Here is a 16,241-nt window from a genome sequence, read left to right as displayed (position 1 = left end):
ATCCAAAACCTCGCGGTTTGATTTCTCGCATTTCTGGTCGAACCCCAACACACAAGGTCTTGGAGTTCCGGCTATCGAAGGTGGGTTTCCCCATTCGGAAATCCGCGGATCAAAGCTTCTTCGCAGCTCCCCACGGCTTATCGCAGCGTAGCACGTCCTTCATCGCCTCTCAGCGCCAAGGCATCCACCGAACACCCTTAAGGCACTTGATTGCTCTCATTATCAATGTCCACACACTCGGCAGAATGTTGTCTGCGCAACTGCCCGAAGACCGAAGTCCCAGGCACGCATCCTCGATGAATGCGATTGCGCAGCCGGACATTGACTAGAAAGACCAGCTTGCTTCGTAAGATCGGCCCGATAGCGAGGCGGTCAAGCTTCGCTAAAAGAGATCATTTACAACCCGCTCACCCCACTCATCTTGCGATGAACTGCGATGCGCGAGCGCCGAAATGATCCCGGAGATAATGAATGGTTCAGACGAATTGCTTCGCTTGATCCAAACTCGGATCGATCTCCTCTTTACGATGTCAGAAAACACGCACGTCACCGTCCATCCGGACCAATGAGTGCGAAGTGATGTTTCGCGGACGACGGTAACGCCGTTGGTGATCAAACCATCTGGTGGAGCCAGACGGGATCGAACCGACGACCTCATGCTTGCAAAGCACGCGCTCTCCCAGCTGAGCTATGGCCCCGTACCAGAAGACGAATGCTCCGCACTCGATCAAAATGGTGGGCCTGGGAAGACTTGAACTTCCGACCTCACGCTTATCAAGCGCGCGCTCTAACCAACTGAGCTACAAGCCCCTAACACGAGAGACATGCCGGCGCGCACGCGACGCTTAGTCGGTGCACCGCACAGCGCTCAGCCCCTGGCGCGTGTTCGTCCGCGAAGAAAGAGAAACGAAGACGGCGAAATCCCGCCAATGGAGCTCAACAATCCTGAAACTGTTGGCCCCTGAATGTTTCTAAAACGATCCGATAGATAGCGTGAGCTGATCTGAAGGATCATCCTTAGAAAGGAGGTGATCCAGCCGCAGGTTCCCCTACGGCTACCTTGTTACGACTTCACCCCAGTCGCTGACCCTACCGTGGCCGGCTGCCCCCTTTCGGTTAGCGCACCGTCTTCAGGTAAAACCAACTCCCATGGTGTGACGGGCGGTGTGTACAAGGCCCGGGAACGTATTCACCGTGGCGTGCTGATCCACGATTACTAGCGATTCCAACTTCATGGGCTCGAGTTGCAGAGCCCAATCCGAACTGAGACGGCTTTTTGAGATTTGCGAAGGGTCGCCCCTTAGCATCCCATTGTCACCGCCATTGTAGCACGTGTGTAGCCCAGCCCGTAAGGGCCATGAGGACTTGACGTCATCCCCACCTTCCTCGCGGCTTATCACCGGCAGTCTCCTTAGAGTGCTCAACTAAATGGTAGCAACTAAGGACGGGGGTTGCGCTCGTTGCGGGACTTAACCCAACATCTCACGACACGAGCTGACGACAGCCATGCAGCACCTGTCTCCGGTCCAGCCGAACTGAAGAACTCCGTCTCTGGAGTCCGCGACCGGGATGTCAAGGGCTGGTAAGGTTCTGCGCGTTGCGTCGAATTAAACCACATGCTCCACCGCTTGTGCGGGCCCCCGTCAATTCCTTTGAGTTTTAATCTTGCGACCGTACTCCCCAGGCGGAATGCTTAAAGCGTTAGCTGCGCCACTAGTGAGTAAACCCACTAACGGCTGGCATTCATCGTTTACGGCGTGGACTACCAGGGTATCTAATCCTGTTTGCTCCCCACGCTTTCGTGCCTCAGCGTCAGTATCGGGCCAGTGAGCCGCCTTCGCCACTGGTGTTCTTGCGAATATCTACGAATTTCACCTCTACACTCGCAGTTCCACTCACCTCTCCCGAACTCAAGATCTTCAGTATCAAAGGCAGTTCTGGAGTTGAGCTCCAGGATTTCACCCCTGACTTAAAGACCCGCCTACGCACCCTTTACGCCCAGTGATTCCGAGCAACGCTAGCCCCCTTCGTATTACCGCGGCTGCTGGCACGAAGTTAGCCGGGGCTTATTCTTGCGGTACCGTCATTATCTTCCCGCACAAAAGAGCTTTACAACCCTAGGGCCTTCATCACTCACGCGGCATGGCTGGATCAGGCTTGCGCCCATTGTCCAATATTCCCCACTGCTGCCTCCCGTAGGAGTTTGGGCCGTGTCTCAGTCCCAATGTGGCTGATCATCCTCTCAGACCAGCTACTGATCGTCGCCTTGGTGAGCCATTACCTCACCAACTAGCTAATCAGACGCGGGCCGATCTTTCGGCGATAAATCTTTCCCCGTAAGGGCTTATCCGGTATTAGCTGAAGTTTCCCTCAGTTGTTCCGAACCAAAAGGTACGTTCCCACGCGTTACTCACCCGTCTGCCGCTGACATATTGCTATGCCCGCTCGACTTGCATGTGTTAAGCCTGCCGCCAGCGTTCGCTCTGAGCCAGGATCAAACTCTCAAGTTGGACTTGAAACCTTGAACCGGCTGATCACAACGTTTGACGAGGTCCCACCATTCTTCACCGGCCGAAACCGGCAAGCTGCTGACGATTCACATCGTGTGCAGCGATGGTGTAACCTTTAAAACGTGTACCGCCGAAGTCTTTCGTCCACTCTCAGAAGTCAAAAGCCGAAGCTTTCAAGTATTCCGAGAGACGCAAGGACTCCGCCGTCCACGTTTCTCTTTCTTCATCTTTACTTGTCAAACAGCCCGGGATCCGATGATCCCACACCCTTAGAGGGTGGTTCTACCCTTCACCGGCCGACGATGAACTCCAACCGATTTATGTCGGCTGTTGTGTCACTCATCGAAGTGAGGAGCATCAGTGGCGCGTTCGCTCGCCTTGGTCAGTGACCCGGCGGCGCCGCGCTCAGTGGTTGGTTTATAGTCCGCACCCCTCGGGATTGTCAACGGCCATTGTCAACAAATCGTCGCACGCCCAAATCGCTTGTGCAGTGCGAAGAAATTCTCGTGCTTTCCGTGACTTAGGTCGGAGGTAAAAATTCGCCACCCAGCCCTCGCGGCAAAAAACTTTAAAAAAAGTTTGTCGCCGTGGAGCCCGCGAGGCCCTCCAAAACGGGTTCCAGCCGCCCCCGGGCCGGGCGGCGGGCATCGACCTGCTTTCAAGGAAGCTTTTCCACCTCAAATGCCGCACTTGAGCCACAATCCTGCGACGTTCTGGCTATAACGAATGCATTGAACCGCTCGTAACCTGTGGGGCTGGGGCGGTTTTTCTGGGGGACCAGGCGATTTTCTCCAAGAACCCGTCGCCTCTTCCCTTCGCGGCCGAGCAACATCGAGAGATCTGCACACCATTGACGTTCGAGATCGCGGCTAGCTAATGGCCATCGGCTTCTCGAATTCGATGCGTGTGGCTCGCCACACTGCCGAGATCCCTCGTCACGGGATCAAGGTGGGGGACAAGGACGAGCAGAGGTCGATCGCAGTTGCTGGAATTTGGGGGGATGCAGGGTTGAGCCAACGGGCGTCACGCGGAAGCGGCATTGGGCGCGAGACCGGGATGATCGATCTCGGTCACGAACCGCCGCTTTCGGTCGACGGCACCGAGGCTGCGGTGATCGATCGCCGCCGTGTCTCCGTTCAATGGTTCAGCGGCACCATTCTGACTGGTCTATGTGGCGCGGCCCTGATCGGCGGCGCCGTTTTTGCGTCGCTCGACGGCGAGATGACCTTCGCCAAGGTGCCGGAGCGCGTCGAAGGCGCGCTGCGCGGCGCGTTCACCGGCAATGATCGCGTCGTCAGCCTGCACAAGGGCGACCGCCTGCCGCCGCCCAGCGAATCCTCCGCTTCCCGCAGCCTGGTGCGCGTGTCGACCGTGACCCGCGTCGGCAATCGCGACGTGATGCGGGTACGGCCCTTCATCCGAATTTCCGGCAATCTCTCGATGACCACGAGCGACCTGTCGGCAAAAATCCCGGCGTTCAACGCGCAGCGTCTGCTGACGGATGTCGGCTCCGACACGCCGGCGGCGGCCGAGGATCCGAATGCCGCGGCCGAGCCCGACGCCGAGGTCTCGTTCGTCACCAAGGATCTCGGCTCCGTGCTGCCGAAAGCCAAGCTCGCCGCCGTCGTCGCGCTCGACGACGTGCTGATGCGGGTCCGCGACGCCGCCAACTGGCGCGGCTCCGGCGGCTCGGTGCGCTACGCTTCACTCGCCAATGCAGCGGCTGACGCGAGTGGCGCCGGCCCCGACATGAGGATGGCCTACGCCACCGAGGGCAACACCTCCGATCCCTATGCCGGCTTCGAGACCCGCGTAGTGCCGGAAAACGTCACCCTGCTGCCGAAGACCAAAGAGCAGGTCACCGGCGGCAATCCGGTCGGTGAGCGGGTTCACCTCGTCAAGAAGGGCGACAGCATCACCTCGATCCTGCGCGATCAGGGCGCAACGCCCGACGAGGCGAAGGCGATCGCCGCGACGCTCGGCCCGCGCGGCCGCGACGGCGGCCTGAAGGAAGGCCAGAAGGTACGAATCCTGATGGCGCCGGCGGCTCCCGGACCGAATGTCAGGCTGCAGCCCTATCGCGTGATCGTCGCCAACGAATCGGTCATCGAGGCCGTCGCTGCGCTGTCCGATCTCGGCAAATACGTTGCCGTCGACGTGCAGAGCATGAACACCGTCACCGAGACCGCCGACAATTCCAGCGACGATGACGAGGATGATGGCAGCGGCGTGCGGCTCTATCAGAGCATTTACGAGACCGCGCTGCGCAACAAGGTGCCGCCGACCGTCATCGAAGACATGGTCAAGATCTACTCCTATGACGTCGATTTCCAGCGCAAGGTACAGCCCGGCGACTCGTTCGACGTGTTTTTTGCCGGCGAGGACGAGGGCGTCACCAGCACCGAAAAGACCGAAGTGCTCTACGCTGCGCTGACCGTGGGCGGCGAAACCAAGAAATACTACCGATTCCAGAGTTCGGACGACGGCCTCGTCGACTATTATGACGAGACCGGCAAGAGCGCGAAGAAGTTCTTGGTGCGCAAGCCGGTCAACAACGCGATCATGCGGTCGGGCTTCGGCGGGCGCCGCCACCCGATCCTCGGCTATGTGAAGATGCACACCGGCGTCGACTGGGCCACCGCCTACGGCACGCCGATCTTCGCGTCCGGCAACGGCGTGCTCGAGAAGGTCGGATACGAGGGCGGTTACGGCAAATATATCCGCATGAAGCATGCCAATGGCTATGAGACGGCCTACGGCCACATGTCGGCCTTCGCCAAGGGCATGGAGATCGGCAAGAAGGTGCGGCAGGGCCAGGTGATCGGCTTCGTCGGCTCGACCGGCCAGTCGACCGGCCCGCACGTCCACTACGAAATCCTGGTCAACGGCCGATTCGTCGACCCGATGCGCGTGAAGCTGCCGCGCGGCCGTTCGCTCGAAGGCCCGATGCTGGCGAACTTCGAGAAGGAGCGCGACCGGATCGAGGCCCAGATGTCCAGCCGCGGCAGCTCGCGAATCGTCTCGGATGCCACGAGCTCCACGTCGCAGACGCGCTCCATCACCAACCGCTGATGCCGTTTTCCGGGCCGGCGCTCCGCCAGTTTCAATAAATTTCGCACCATGTGATGGGAACCCGAACGGCGATCATCTGGTTGATTCAGCAGTGAAACCTCCAATGGAGGGTGTCATGGAGAACTGGACGAACGCAAAACTGTGCGACGTCGCAAACCTGATCCTCGGCGCGATTCTTTTCCTCTCGCCATGGCTGCTCAAGTTCGACGCCGGAATGGTTTCCACCAACGCCCACATCGTCGGCCTCGTGATGGCGGTCCTTGCGATCGCCGCGCTCGCGGCATTCGCGGTCTGGGAGGAGTGGCTGAACCTCATCGTCGGGCTTTGGGCGCTGGTCTCGCCCTGGGTCCTGGGTTTCCAGGGAATGACCACCGCGACGACCGTGCACGTAGTGATCGGCATCGCCGTCGCAGTCCTTGCGGCGATCGAGCTCTGGGTAATGTCCCAGCATCCGCCTCGGCTCACAACGCACAGCTGAGGCCTTGAAACCATGCATCCCTACCCGCTGGCGGGGATCACCGGCGGGCGGGGGTTTGGTCGTGCTCAACGAAAATATGCACGAGGATTTGTACCATGACGCAGCTCACCCGTGACGACGTGCTGAGATCCGTCGGCCACGCCGACGATGTCACCATCGCCAGAATCATCGCATCGGGCGCAACCGTCGCCGAGCTCGCCGAGGCGCAGGCCTGGCTCGCCAATGACGAGCCGCTGATCAATGCCGGCAGGCCGCTGGCCACAGGCCGCGCCCGCGAGCTGGTCGACATCCTGTCCGAACTCGAGCCCAGCGCGGACGACGAGCCGTCACCGCCGATCGTTCCGCAGGAATAATTTGCGAAGAAAGCCCTCCCCGCGGCATGCGGGGAGGGTTCTCGTTATTGCACTCAGTTCAGCTTGCGCTTCGAGACCGGGGCCTCGAACTGCACGATCTCGGCGGTCTTGGGCACCTGACCGTTGAAGGTCAACACGTTGCCCTTCTCCGAGATCACGACGTGATCGCCGTCCTTGACCTCGCCGGCGAGGATCATCTCGGCCAGCGGATCCTGCACGCTGCGCTGGATCACCCGCTTCAGCGGGCGGGCGCCGTAAGCTGGATCCCAGCCCTTCTCGGCGAGCCAGTCCCGCGCCTTGGCGTCCAGCGTGAGCTCGATCTTGCGATCCTCGAGCAGCCTGGTCAGCCGCGCGAACTGGATCTCGACGATACGGCCCATCTCGCTCTTCTGCAGGCGGTGGAACAGAATGATCTCGTCGATGCGGTTCAGGAATTCCGGCCTGAAATGCGCCCGCACGACGCCCATCACCTGATCGCGGACCGCCGCAGTGTCCTCGCCCTCCGGCTGATTCACCAGGAACTCCGAACCGAGATTCGAGGTCATGATGATCAGCGTGTTGCGGAAGTCGACGGTACGGCCCTGACCATCGGTCAGGCGGCCGTCGTCGAGCACCTGCAACAGCACGTTGAACACGTCGGGATGCGCTTTCTCGATCTCGTCGAACAGCACGACCTGGTAGGGCCGCCGCCGCACGGCTTCGGTCAGGGCACCGCCCTCGTCGTAGCCGACATAGCCGGGAGGCGCACCGATCAGCCGCGAGACCGAGTGCTTCTCCATGAACTCGGACATGTCGAGGCGGACCATCGCGGTCTCGTCGTTGAACAGGTCAGCGGCGAGCGCCTTGGTCAGCTCGGTCTTGCCGACGCCGGTGGGGCCTAGGAACATGAACGAGCCGGTCGGCCGGTTCGGATCCTGCAGGCCCGCACGGGCACGGCGCACGGCGGTTGCCACCGCCCGCACGGCTTCGGCCTGGCCGACGACGCGCCTGGCGAGACTGTCCTCCATCTTCAGGAGCTTGTCCTTTTCGCCCTCGAGCATCTTGTCGACCGGCACGCCGGTCCAGCGCGAGACGACCTGCGCGATGTGGTTGGCGGTGACCGCCTCCTCCATCATCTCGCCGCCGTTCGGCTTGCTGTTTTCTTGCGCCTCGATATCGGCGAGCTTCCTTTCCAGCTCGGGAATCCGGCCATAGGCCAGCTCGCCCGCCTTCTGGAATTCGCCGCGACGCTGCGCATTGGCAAGCTCGACGCGGAGCGCATCGAGTTCGCTCTTCAGCTTCTGGGCATTGGAGAGCTTGTTCTTCTCCGCGCTCCAGCGCGCCGTCAGCGCCGTCGACCGCTCCTCGAGCCCGGCGAGCTCCTTCTCCAGGGTCTGCAAGCGGCTCTTGGAGCCGGCATCGTTCTCCTTCTTCAGCGCCTCCTGCTCGATCTTGAGCCGGATGATGTCGCGATCCAGCGAATCGAGCTCTTCCGGCTTGGAATCGACCTGCATCTTCAGCCGCGCTGCCGCCTCGTCCATCAGGTCGATGGCCTTGTCGGGCAGGAAGCGGTCGGTGATGTAGCGGTTCGACAGCGTGGTCGCGGCCACCAGCGCGGAGTCGGTGATGCGCACGCCGTGATGCTGCTCGTACTTGTCCTTCAGGCCGCGCAGGATCGAGATGGTGTCCTCGACCGTCGGCTCGCTGACATAGATCGGCTGGAACCGGCGGGCCAGCGCCGCATCCTTCTCGACATGCTTGCGGTACTCGTCGAGCGTGGTCGCACCGATACAGTGCAGCTCGCCGCGCGCGAGCGCCGGCTTCAACAGGTTGGACGCGTCCATCGCGCCGTCGGCCTTTCCGGCGCCGATCAGCGTGTGCATCTCGTCGATGAACAGGATGATGCCGCCCTCGGCGGTCGAGACCTCCTGCAGGACGGATTTCAGCCGCTCCTCGAACTCGCCGCGATATTTCGCGCCGGCGATCAGGGCGCCCATGTCGAGCGACAGCAGCTTCTTGTCCTTCAGGCTCTCCGGCACGTCGCCGTTGAGGATGCGCAGCGCCAAGCCCTCGACGATCGCGGTCTTGCCGACGCCGGGCTCACCGATCAGCACGGGATTGTTCTTGGTCCGCCGCGACAGCACCTGGATGGTACGACGGATCTCCTCGTCGCGGCCGATCACCGGGTCGAGCTTGCCGTCGCGCGCAGCCTGGGTCAGGTCGCGGGCATATTTCTTCAGCGCGTCGTAGGCGTTCTCGGCGGTCGCACTGTCAGCGGTGCGGCCCTTGCGCAGCGCTTCGATCGCCGCGTTCAGGTTCTGCGCCGTGACGCCGCCCTTGCTCAGGATGGAGGCGGCCTCGCTGCCCTTCTCGAGCGTGAGCCCGAGCAGCAGCCGCTCGACGGTGACAAAACTGTCGCCGGCCTTGTCGGCGGCCTTTTCCGCCGCATCGAAGGCACGCGCCAGCTCCGGCGACAGGTAGACCTGCCCGGCACCATTGCCCGAGACCTTCGGCAGCTTGTTCAGCGCCTCTTCGGTCGCTTTCAGGATTGCTCTGGAATTACCGCCAGCACGGTCGATCAGACCGCCGGCGAGTCCCTCATTGTCGTCCAGCAGCACCTTCAACAGATGCAACGGCGAGAACTGCTGGTGACCGTCACGCATTGCGAGCGACTGGGCAGACTGGATGAATCCGCGCGCGCGCTCAGTGTACTTCTCAATGTTCATTCGTTTTCCCTCGGCCTGCCGTCACCACCCATTCAGGCATGGTTCCGGCATCTTCATTGGGTTTCCGCGGGCCGCATTGACGTTCCTCAACCAGCCTCTGGTCGTCGCCATCATCTTTCAGGCTTGCCGCAGATGTGGGCACTTGGTTCCAAAACGGAAGAGCCGCAGCCTGCGATTTCACCCGATGAAGCTCAGCGCCGCACGATGGCGACAAGGTAGCGGCAGGGCTGAGCGGTTTCGTTACGGAAGACGATGTCCGACGGCGGACCAAGCTCGACGCGGTCACCCGCAGCGAGTTCGTGGCGCTCCGCCCCTTCCATCAAGGTGAGGCGGCCGCTGATCACCCACACCACCTGGCGAACCAAATGATAGGCGCTGGCGGGAAAGCCGGCTTCCTGCCTCGCAGGCAGCTCGATCTCCACCAGCTCCAGCGGATTGGCCGGATGCAGGAACACCTGCCGCCGCAGATAGGCCGCCTTCGGATCGCGCCAGACCGGCTGATCCTTGGCCCGCTGCAGGCGGGAATTGTGTGAGGCAACCTCGAACAGCGCGGCCATGGTCACCCCATAGGCCGTGGCGATCCGCGACAGCGTCGCCGCCGTCGGGCTTGCCTCCGCCCGCTCGATCTTGCTCAGCATGGCCTTGGACACGCCTGCCCGCCCGGCGAGGTCCGCCAGCGACCAGCCGCGGCCCTCCCGTTCGGCGCGAACCCGCCGCCCGAGAGCCTCATCGGCCTTGTCCTCTATAATTGACATACCGTCTTATATAGTAGACGATGCGGTCCGTTCAAGAGGCCCGTCAAGGAACCACCGATGATTATCCGCCCCGCCACCGAGCAGGACATCCCGGCAATTACCGCGATCTTCAATGAGGCGGTCGCCAACTCGAACGCGATCTGGACGGAGAAGCAGGATTCCGACGCCGAGCGGCTGGTCTGGATGAAGGCCCGGCTGGCGCTCGGCTATCCGGTGCTGGTGGCCGTCGAGGGGACGACGGTGCTCGGCTACGGCACATTCGGCGACTTCCGGGCGTTCCCGGGCTATCGCTACAGCGTCGAGCATAGCGTCTATATCCACGCCGATCATCGCGGCCGCGGCCTCGGCCGAATCATCGTCGACGAACTGATCGCCGCGGCCACCGCGCTCGGCAAGCATGTCATGATCGCCGGCATCGACGGCGGCAATCTCGCCTCGCTCCGGCTGCACGCGCAGGCCGGCTTCGTCGAGGTCGCCCGGATGCCGGAGGTCGGACGCAAGTTCGGCCGCTGGCTCGATCTCGTGTTCATGCAGCGCCTGCTGGACGCGCCTGGAGCGGCGCGCGCCGACTAGTACCTTCCCGCAGGCGGCAGTTCTCCTCGCACGCCAAACAGGCTAGAGCGGGCGAATGGACAACACGCACGCTTCCTCCGCCAGGATCACCGGCATCTATCGCTACCCCGTCAAGGGTCTCACGCCCGAGCCGCTGCCGCACGCAGAGCTCAAGATCGGCGAGACGCTCCGCTCGGATCGCCGCTATGCGATCGAGAACGGCCCGAGCGGCTTCGATCCCTCGGCGCCGAAGTGGCTGCCGAAGCCGCATTTCCTGATGCTGCAGCGGGATGAGTGGCTGGCGCCGCTGCGCGCCCATTTCGACGATGACAGCCATGTACTGACGCTGCGCCGGGATGGCGCGATGGTGGCCCAGGGCAACCTCGAGACCGCAGAAGGCCGCGCAGCCATCGAGCGCTATTTCGCCGACCGTCACACCGGCCAGATCAAGGGACCGCCCAAGGTGCTGGTCAGCCCCGGGCACAGTTTCTCCGACGTGCCGCGCAAGGTGGTCTCGATCATCAATCTGGCCAGCCTGCGGGCGATCGAGGAGATGGTGCAGGCGCCGGTCCATCCGCTGCGCTTCCGCGCCAATCTCTATGTCGAGGGCTGGCCGGCCTGGCATGAAGCCAGCCTGCTCGACCAGACCATCGCGATCGGCAGCGCGCGGGCCAGGGTGGTAAAGCGCATCACCCGCTGCGCCGCGGTCAATGTCGATCCCGATACCGGCGCGCGCGACCTCTCGGTGCCGAACACGCTGATGCAACGCTTCGGCAACAATGAATGCGGCATCTACGCCGAGATCATCAGCGATGGCGCCGCCGCCCTCGGCGACACGATTGCCGCCGAGGGACCTGTCGCGTCGTAGGCCGGGCAAGGCGCGTGCGCGCCCTGCCCCGCTTTCGACCGGTCAGTTGGTCGGCATCACATAGGCGTAGATCCGGCCGCGCGAGACCGGCGTCTCGCGGACGCGGTGGCCGCTGTTGCCCGAGATCATGATCGGATTGCCCTTGGCATCGACGCCGGTGATGATGCCGACATGGCCGCCCCCGCGGCGGCTCATCACGGCGATGGCGCCGACCTGCGGTCCCGAAACGCGCGTGCCGTATTTGGCGAACGAGCTCGCCATGTCGGAGCCGGTGCCGCGATGGCCGGTGTGCTGCAGCACCATGTTCATGAAGCGGGCGCACCACAGGCTGGAGCGACCGGTCGGATTGCCGCCGAGATAGCGGCGCGCCTCGGCCACGATGCCGGACGAGCCGAAGCCGCCTGCCGCACTGACGCCGCCGGTGTTGGGCACGGGGTCAGCGCTGCCGGGCAACGGCGCTGCGTTGGTTTCGACGATCCCGCCCGGCCGCGCGAGGGCGCGGCGCTCGGCGCGCGACAGCCGCGCTGTGCGCCCATAATGACGATGGGCATAGTGGCGCGCGTGATGGCCGGTATGGGCCGAATGCGCGTGACGTGAATGGTGCGGACGGGCGGATGCCGGAGCGGCGGAGATCACGGCGAGAGTGAGCGAACACAGAGCCAGCGCCAAAACACGAAGCGACCGGCGACACGCAAGCAACTGAACCATACTTCACTAGATCCTCTATAACGCCCCCACTTCCCCGTCGCGTTCCCGGGGGAACACGGCGGTGGTTTTGAAAATCGGGATGGCGCGAGGAAGATTTCATGCGGCACTGCGGGAACAATTTCTGGGTCATTCCGCGATGAATCGATGACGAGAAAGGAACCGGAACTGCCGCATTGCGGCCTTGAAAATTAACTGCAAATCTGGAGGCGGCCAACGAGAGGAGAATTTCAATGCCCTACGCCACGACGAAAGATCATGTCCGCCTCCATTTCGAAGAGGCCGGCAGCGGCAGCCCGATCATCTTCCTGCACGAGTTTGCCGCTGATCACACCAATTGGGAGCCGCAGATGCGCTACTTCGCGCGCGGCCACCGCTGCATCGCCTATTCGGCGCGCGGCTACACGCCGTCGGACGTGCCGCCGAGCGCCGACGTCTACACCTACCAGCACTTCTATACCGACGCGCTCGCCGTGCTCGACCATCTTGGCATCGCAAGGGCGCATTTCGTCGGGCTCTCGATGGGCTCCTATTCGTCGCTGCAGGTCGCGCTCAATGCGCCGGAGCGCGCGCTGTCGATGACGCTGGCCGCCGTCGGCTCCGGCTCGAGCCTCGAGAATCTCGATTCCTTCCGCGCGCAGTGCCGCGCCAATGCCGAGCAATACGAGAGCATCGGCTCGGTCGAGGTCGCCAAGGTGACGCGCGAGGCGCCGAGCCGGATTCCGTTCCTGATCAAGGATCCGCGCGGCCACGCCGACTTCTACGCCGCACTCGCCCGCCACGACGCCAGGGGCTCCGCCAACACGATGCGCAGCTTCCAGGGCGGCCGGCCCTCGATCTACACCATGACCGACGCCATCAAGCGTGTGCCAACGCCGGCGCTGATCCTGTGCGGCGACGAGGACGACAATTGCATCGCCCCAAGCATGTTCCTGAAGCAGCATCTGCCGGCCGCCGGGCTTTCCTTCTTCCCGAGGTCGGGTCACGTGCTCAACCTCGAGGAGCCGGCGCTGTTCAACGAGATGGTCGAGCGCTTCATCGCGCTGGTCGAGGCCGGCCGCTGGCCGGCGCGCGATCCGCGGTCGCTGGTGGCGGCGCCGGTGTAGTCTTGTCATTCCGGGGCACGCGAAGCGTGAACCCGGAATGACGCCAAGACGTCACTTCCCCTGCCCACCCCGGCTGAGCAGGAACACGCCCTGCTCGCCGAACATGTTCCATACCCACCACGGCAGGTTGAGCGGCACCGGGCGGCCGTAGAGATCGAGCGCGACCGCGCGCTCCATCTTGACGTTGATCTCCTCGCAGAGCTGCACGAAATCCTTGATGGTGCAGAAATGGATGTTCGAGGTGTCGTACCAGCTCGCCGGCAAATTCTCGGTCCGCGGCATGTGGCCGCCGATCAGGAGTTGCAGCCGCATCTTCCAGAATCCGAAATTCGGGAACGAGACGATGGCGCGCTGGCCGATCCGCAGCAGATTTTCCAGCACCACCTTGGGCTGCCGCGTCGCTTGCAAGGTCTGCGACAGGATCACGTAGTCGAACGCATCGTCGGGATAGTTGACGAGATCGGTGTCGGCATCGCCCTGCACCACGGCGAGCCCCTTGGCGACGCAGCCGTTGACGCCCTCGCGCGACAGCTCGATGCCGCGGCCGTCGATGCCGCGGCTCTCCAGCAGTTGCAGCAGCTCGCCGTCGCCGCAGCCGACATCGAGCACGCGCGAGCCCGGCCGCACCATGTCGGCGACCAGCAGATGATCGGTGCGATAGCCGCCGGTCCGCTCCGGCGCGACGCCCGGCAAGGGCAATGTCTGCTGCATGCTCATGACTGGCCGCCGTCCTTCAATCCGCGCGCCTTGCCTGCGGCCAGCAGGAAAGCGCGGGAGATCTCGAGGAATTCGGGCACGTCGAGCAGGAAGGCGTCGTGCCCCTTGTCGGTCTCGATCTCGGCGAACGACACCCGCGCGCTCGACGCGTTCAGCGCATGCACCAGCGCGCGCGATTCCGAGGTCGGAAACAGCCAGTCGCTGGTGAACGACACCACGCAGAACCGCGTCTGGATGCCGGTGAACGCCTTCGCCAGCACGCCGTTGTGGTCGGCGGCGATGTCGAAATAGTCCATCGCGCGGGTCAGATAGAGATAGGAGTTGGCGTCGAACCGCTCGACAAAGGACGAGCCCTGGTAGCGCAGATAGCTCTCCACCTGGAAATCCGCATCGAACGAGAAGGTCGGCAGCTCGCGGTCCTGCATCCGCCGTCCGAACTTGCGATGCAGCGCGGCGTCCGAGAGATAGGTGATGTGCGCGGCCATTCGCGCCACCGCCAATCCGCGATGCGGATGGGTGTCCTCGTCGACATAGCGGCCGCCGCGCCAGTCCGGATCGGCCATCACGGCCTGGCGGCCGAGCTCGTGGAACGCGATGTTCTGCGCCGAGTGGCGCGTCGAGCAGGCGATCGCGAGCGTCGAGAACACGCGCTGCGGATAGGCTGCGGTCCATTGCAGCACCTGCATGCCGCCCATCGAGCCGCCGACCACGCAGAACAGCGTCGTGATGCCGAGGCGGTCGATCAGCATCGCCTGCGCGCGCACCATGTCGGGGATGGTGATGATCGGGAAATCAAGTCCCCACACCTTGCCGGTCGCGGGATTCAGCGACGCAGGGCCGGTCGAGCCCATGCAACCGCCGATCACATTGGAGCAGATGATGAAGTATTTGTCGGGATCGATCGGCCGGCCGGCGCCGACCATGGTCTCCCACCAGCCGGGCTTGCCGGTGACGGGATGGATGTTGTTGACATGCTGATCGCCGGTCAGCGCGTGGCAGACCAGGATCGCGTTGGAGCGGTCGGCATTGAGCTCGCCATAGGTCTGGTAGGCGATCTGGAACGGTGCGAGATCGACGCCGCAATCGAGCTTGAGCGGCTGGTCCATCCCGAACTTCGCCACCAGTGACGACGGATGGTCGGCCTCATGGGCGCGATCATCGCTTTGGGTTTGTGGGCTCGGTATCGGACGCACGTTGCTCATCTAGGCGACCCTGCCTCCGCGCGGGAGGGCTCGACGGACCTCAGGCCAATAAAAAACCCGGCCTGAACAAAGGTTCGGCCGGGAGCTGATAAGGTCCCCGGCCTGTTTAGCGAGTTGTTTAACGTGGCTGCAAGCCGGCCGGCTCAAATGACCACGGGACGCAGGGAACGTAGTCCCCACGCCCCCCGGCGTCAAGACAGCCCTGCCCACGGCCGATTGGTTAACCGAATGCGCAAGGCACGCCTGCGACGTTTCTCTTTGCTTTCGCTGCCCGTCTTTCCTAATCAGGGACCCTGTCCGACGCGGCAACGGGCCGCCCCGACGACAAGGTTTGAGAGCATGTCCAACCCACCCCCGTCGCCGCCCTCGCTGCAGAAGCTGCGCAAGGAAATCGATGCGATCGACGAGCAGGTTCACCGCCTGCTGATGGCGCGCGGCGACATCATCGACCGCCTGATCCAGGTCAAGAAGACCCAGGAGGTCGGCTCCGCATTCCGCCCGGCGCGCGAGGCCAGCATGATGCGCGAACTGGTGCGGCGTCATCGCGGCATCCTGCCGCTCGACACCATCGAGAGCATCTGGCGCGTCATCATCTCGACCTTCACCTATGTGCAGGCGCCGTTCGCGGTGCATGCCGATGTTTCCGTCGGCGAGTCGGCCATGCGCGACTCGGCGCGCTTTCACTTCGGCTTCGTGGTGCCTTACGTCTCGCATTTCAGCGCGCAGGCCGCGGTCGAGGCGGTGGCGAAGTCGAAGGGCGACCTCGCGCTGGTCTCCGCGATCGCGAGCCGCACGCCGTGGTGGAATGCGCTCGAGGCCAGTGGCGCGCCGAAGATCATCGCGCGGCTGCCGTTCCTCGAACGCGCCGACCATCCCGCCGCGCTGCCGGTGTTCGTGATCTCGCGGGTCGCCGACGACGCCATGGTCACCGAGGTGCAGACCTGGAGCGTGCGCGTCTCCGGCTGGAACGCCGATGTCGCCCGCGCGCTGGCGCCGCTCGCCGAGATCGTCGCGGTCCCCGACACCGCCTTCGACGGCGCGGCGCTGCTGGTCTCGGTCACCGGGCAAGACCTGACTAACAAGGGTTTCGAGGCCATCAAGCTCGCCTTGATCAAGGCCGGCGCCTCGGTGCGCTCGTCGGCCCTCGTCGGCAGCCACGCAACGCGCTATACGGTGCCCTCTAACGGATCGGCCAGGACCTGAAGGTAGAGCCAGCCG

General features: G+C 63.4%; 12 protein-coding genes, 2 tRNA genes, 2 rRNA genes and 1 riboswitch (1 of these 17 only partly in view). Of the genes, 7 read left to right on the top strand and 9 right to left on the bottom strand.

Annotation, left to right across the window (positions count from 1 at the left end; genetic code table 11):
* From JEY66_RS05485 to JEY66_RS05470, 4 genes are all read right to left on the bottom strand, one after another.
* Positions 1-212: ribosomal RNA gene (locus JEY66_RS05485) — 23S ribosomal RNA — on the bottom strand (it extends 2,634 nt beyond the left edge of the window).
* Positions 213-622: 410 nt separating this feature from the next.
* Positions 623-698, bottom strand: a tRNA-Ala gene (locus JEY66_RS05480).
* A gap of 35 nt (positions 699-733) precedes the next feature.
* Positions 734-810: transfer RNA gene (locus tag JEY66_RS05475), tRNA-Ile, on the bottom strand.
* A 211-nt stretch (positions 811-1,021) separates the two neighbouring features.
* Positions 1,022-2,510: ribosomal RNA gene (locus tag JEY66_RS05470) — 16S ribosomal RNA — on the bottom strand.
* Together the 16S and 23S rRNA genes with 2 tRNA genes alongside form the textbook arrangement of a ribosomal RNA operon.
* 1,008 nt (positions 2,511-3,518) lie before the next feature.
* On the opposite strand from JEY66_RS05470, the gene JEY66_RS05465 reads away from it, so the two are divergent.
* The 3 genes from JEY66_RS05465 to JEY66_RS05455 all read left to right on the top strand — a co-directional run bounded on the left by JEY66_RS05465 (position 3,519) and on the right by JEY66_RS05455 (position 6,413).
* Complete coding sequence (locus tag JEY66_RS05465) at positions 3,519-5,582, top strand: M23 family metallopeptidase (RefSeq protein ID WP_026191874.1); 2,064 nt, start codon at positions 3,519-3,521, stop codon at positions 5,580-5,582.
* Positions 5,583-5,697: 115 nt separating this feature from the next.
* Complete coding sequence (locus tag JEY66_RS05460) at positions 5,698-6,060, top strand: SPW repeat protein (protein ID WP_016846781.1); 363 nt, start codon at positions 5,698-5,700, stop codon at positions 6,058-6,060.
* A 95-nt stretch (positions 6,061-6,155) separates the two neighbouring features.
* On the top strand, positions 6,156-6,413 hold the full coding sequence (locus JEY66_RS05455; RefSeq protein WP_016846782.1) for a hypothetical protein: 258 nt from the start codon (positions 6,156-6,158) through the stop codon (positions 6,411-6,413).
* A gap of 53 nt (positions 6,414-6,466) precedes the next feature.
* Here JEY66_RS05455 and clpB read toward each other — a convergent pair whose 3' ends face one another.
* Positions 6,467-9,118, bottom strand: coding sequence for an ATP-dependent chaperone ClpB (gene clpB / locus JEY66_RS05450; RefSeq protein WP_018268937.1), 2,652 nt, complete (start codon positions 9,116-9,118; stop codon positions 6,467-6,469).
* 191 nt (positions 9,119-9,309) lie between these two features.
* The gene (locus tag JEY66_RS05445) at positions 9,310-9,873 is read right to left on the bottom strand and encodes a helix-turn-helix domain-containing protein (RefSeq protein WP_018268938.1); all 564 of its coding nucleotides are present in this window, start codon (positions 9,871-9,873) and stop codon (positions 9,310-9,312) included.
* A gap of 57 nt (positions 9,874-9,930) precedes the next feature.
* Here JEY66_RS05445 and JEY66_RS05440 point away from each other — a divergent pair, with 57 nt between their 5' ends.
* Together JEY66_RS05440 and JEY66_RS05435 are read left to right on the top strand one after the other, a co-directional pair.
* On the top strand, positions 9,931-10,446 hold the full coding sequence (locus JEY66_RS05440; protein WP_016846786.1) for a GNAT family N-acetyltransferase: 516 nt from the start codon (positions 9,931-9,933) through the stop codon (positions 10,444-10,446).
* 55 nt (positions 10,447-10,501) lie between these two features.
* The gene (locus tag JEY66_RS05435) at positions 10,502-11,293 is read left to right on the top strand and encodes an MOSC domain-containing protein (protein ID WP_018268939.1); all 792 of its coding nucleotides are present in this window, start codon (positions 10,502-10,504) and stop codon (positions 11,291-11,293) included.
* A 42-nt stretch (positions 11,294-11,335) separates the two neighbouring features.
* Here JEY66_RS05435 and JEY66_RS05430 read toward each other — a convergent pair whose 3' ends face one another.
* The gene (locus JEY66_RS05430; RefSeq protein WP_026191875.1) at positions 11,336-12,001 is read right to left on the bottom strand and encodes a TIGR02594 family protein; all 666 of its coding nucleotides are present in this window, start codon (positions 11,999-12,001) and stop codon (positions 11,336-11,338) included.
* A gap of 230 nt (positions 12,002-12,231) precedes the next feature.
* Here JEY66_RS05430 and JEY66_RS05425 point away from each other — a divergent pair, with 230 nt between their 5' ends.
* Positions 12,232-13,104: an alpha/beta fold hydrolase gene (locus tag JEY66_RS05425; protein WP_016846788.1), complete on the top strand. Its 873-nt coding sequence runs from the start codon at positions 12,232-12,234 to the stop codon at positions 13,102-13,104.
* Positions 13,105-13,155: 51 nt separating this feature from the next.
* On the opposite strand, the gene metW is transcribed toward JEY66_RS05425, so the two are convergent.
* Both metW and metX read right to left on the bottom strand, forming a co-directional pair.
* Positions 13,156-13,821 (bottom strand): methionine biosynthesis protein MetW, encoded by a 666-nt coding sequence (gene metW / locus JEY66_RS05420; protein WP_018268941.1) that lies wholly within the window; start codon positions 13,819-13,821, stop codon positions 13,156-13,158.
* Entirely contained in the window at positions 13,818-15,023 is a 1,206-nt protein-coding gene (gene metX / locus JEY66_RS05415) for a homoserine O-acetyltransferase MetX (RefSeq protein ID WP_026191876.1), read from the bottom strand. Before metX ends, metW begins: the two co-directional genes overlap by 4 nt.
* A gap of 85 nt (positions 15,024-15,108) precedes the next feature.
* A riboswitch (SAM riboswitch) is annotated at positions 15,109-15,188 on the bottom strand.
* Between the two features lie 174 nt (positions 15,189-15,362).
* Here metX and JEY66_RS05410 point away from each other — a divergent pair.
* Positions 15,363-16,226 (top strand): chorismate mutase, encoded by an 864-nt coding sequence (locus tag JEY66_RS05410; protein ID WP_018268943.1) that lies wholly within the window; start codon positions 15,363-15,365, stop codon positions 16,224-16,226.
* The last annotated feature ends 15 nt before the right edge of the window (positions 16,227-16,241 follow it).

It is taken from the genome of Bradyrhizobium elkanii USDA 76 (assembly GCF_023278185.1).
GTDB classification, from domain to species: Bacteria; Pseudomonadota; Alphaproteobacteria; order Rhizobiales; family Xanthobacteraceae; genus Bradyrhizobium; species Bradyrhizobium elkanii.
The sequence above is the reverse complement of the archived record's forward strand: the minus strand, read 5'-3'. Positions and strand labels throughout refer to the sequence as shown.

What these genes read in the sequence shown, in the direction of transcription:
- JEY66_RS05430 (WP_026191875.1), bottom strand. Translation starts at nt 12,001, where the DNA reads ATGGTTCAGTTGCTTGCGTGTCGCCGGTCGCTTCGTGTTTTGGCGCTG.
- JEY66_RS05455 (WP_016846782.1), top strand. Translation starts at nt 6,156, where the DNA reads ATGACGCAGCTCACCCGTGACGACGTGCTGAGATCCGTCGGCCACGCC.
- metW (WP_018268941.1), bottom strand. Translation starts at nt 13,821, where the DNA reads ATGAGCATGCAGCAGACATTGCCCTTGCCGGGCGTCGCGCCGGAGCGG.
- JEY66_RS05425 (WP_016846788.1), top strand. Translation starts at nt 12,232, where the DNA reads ATGCCCTACGCCACGACGAAAGATCATGTCCGCCTCCATTTCGAAGAG.
- clpB (WP_018268937.1), bottom strand. Translation starts at nt 9,118, where the DNA reads ATGAACATTGAGAAGTACACTGAGCGCGCGCGCGGATTCATCCAGTCT.
- JEY66_RS05435 (WP_018268939.1), top strand. Translation starts at nt 10,502, where the DNA reads ATGGACAACACGCACGCTTCCTCCGCCAGGATCACCGGCATCTATCGC.
- JEY66_RS05460 (WP_016846781.1), top strand. Translation starts at nt 5,698, where the DNA reads ATGGAGAACTGGACGAACGCAAAACTGTGCGACGTCGCAAACCTGATC.
- metX (WP_026191876.1), bottom strand. Translation starts at nt 15,023, where the DNA reads ATGAGCAACGTGCGTCCGATACCGAGCCCACAAACCCAAAGCGATGAT.
- JEY66_RS05445 (WP_018268938.1), bottom strand. Translation starts at nt 9,873, where the DNA reads ATGTCAATTATAGAGGACAAGGCCGATGAGGCTCTCGGGCGGCGGGTT.
- JEY66_RS05440 (WP_016846786.1), top strand. Translation starts at nt 9,931, where the DNA reads ATGATTATCCGCCCCGCCACCGAGCAGGACATCCCGGCAATTACCGCG.
- JEY66_RS05410 (WP_018268943.1), top strand. Translation starts at nt 15,363, where the DNA reads ATGTCCAACCCACCCCCGTCGCCGCCCTCGCTGCAGAAGCTGCGCAAG.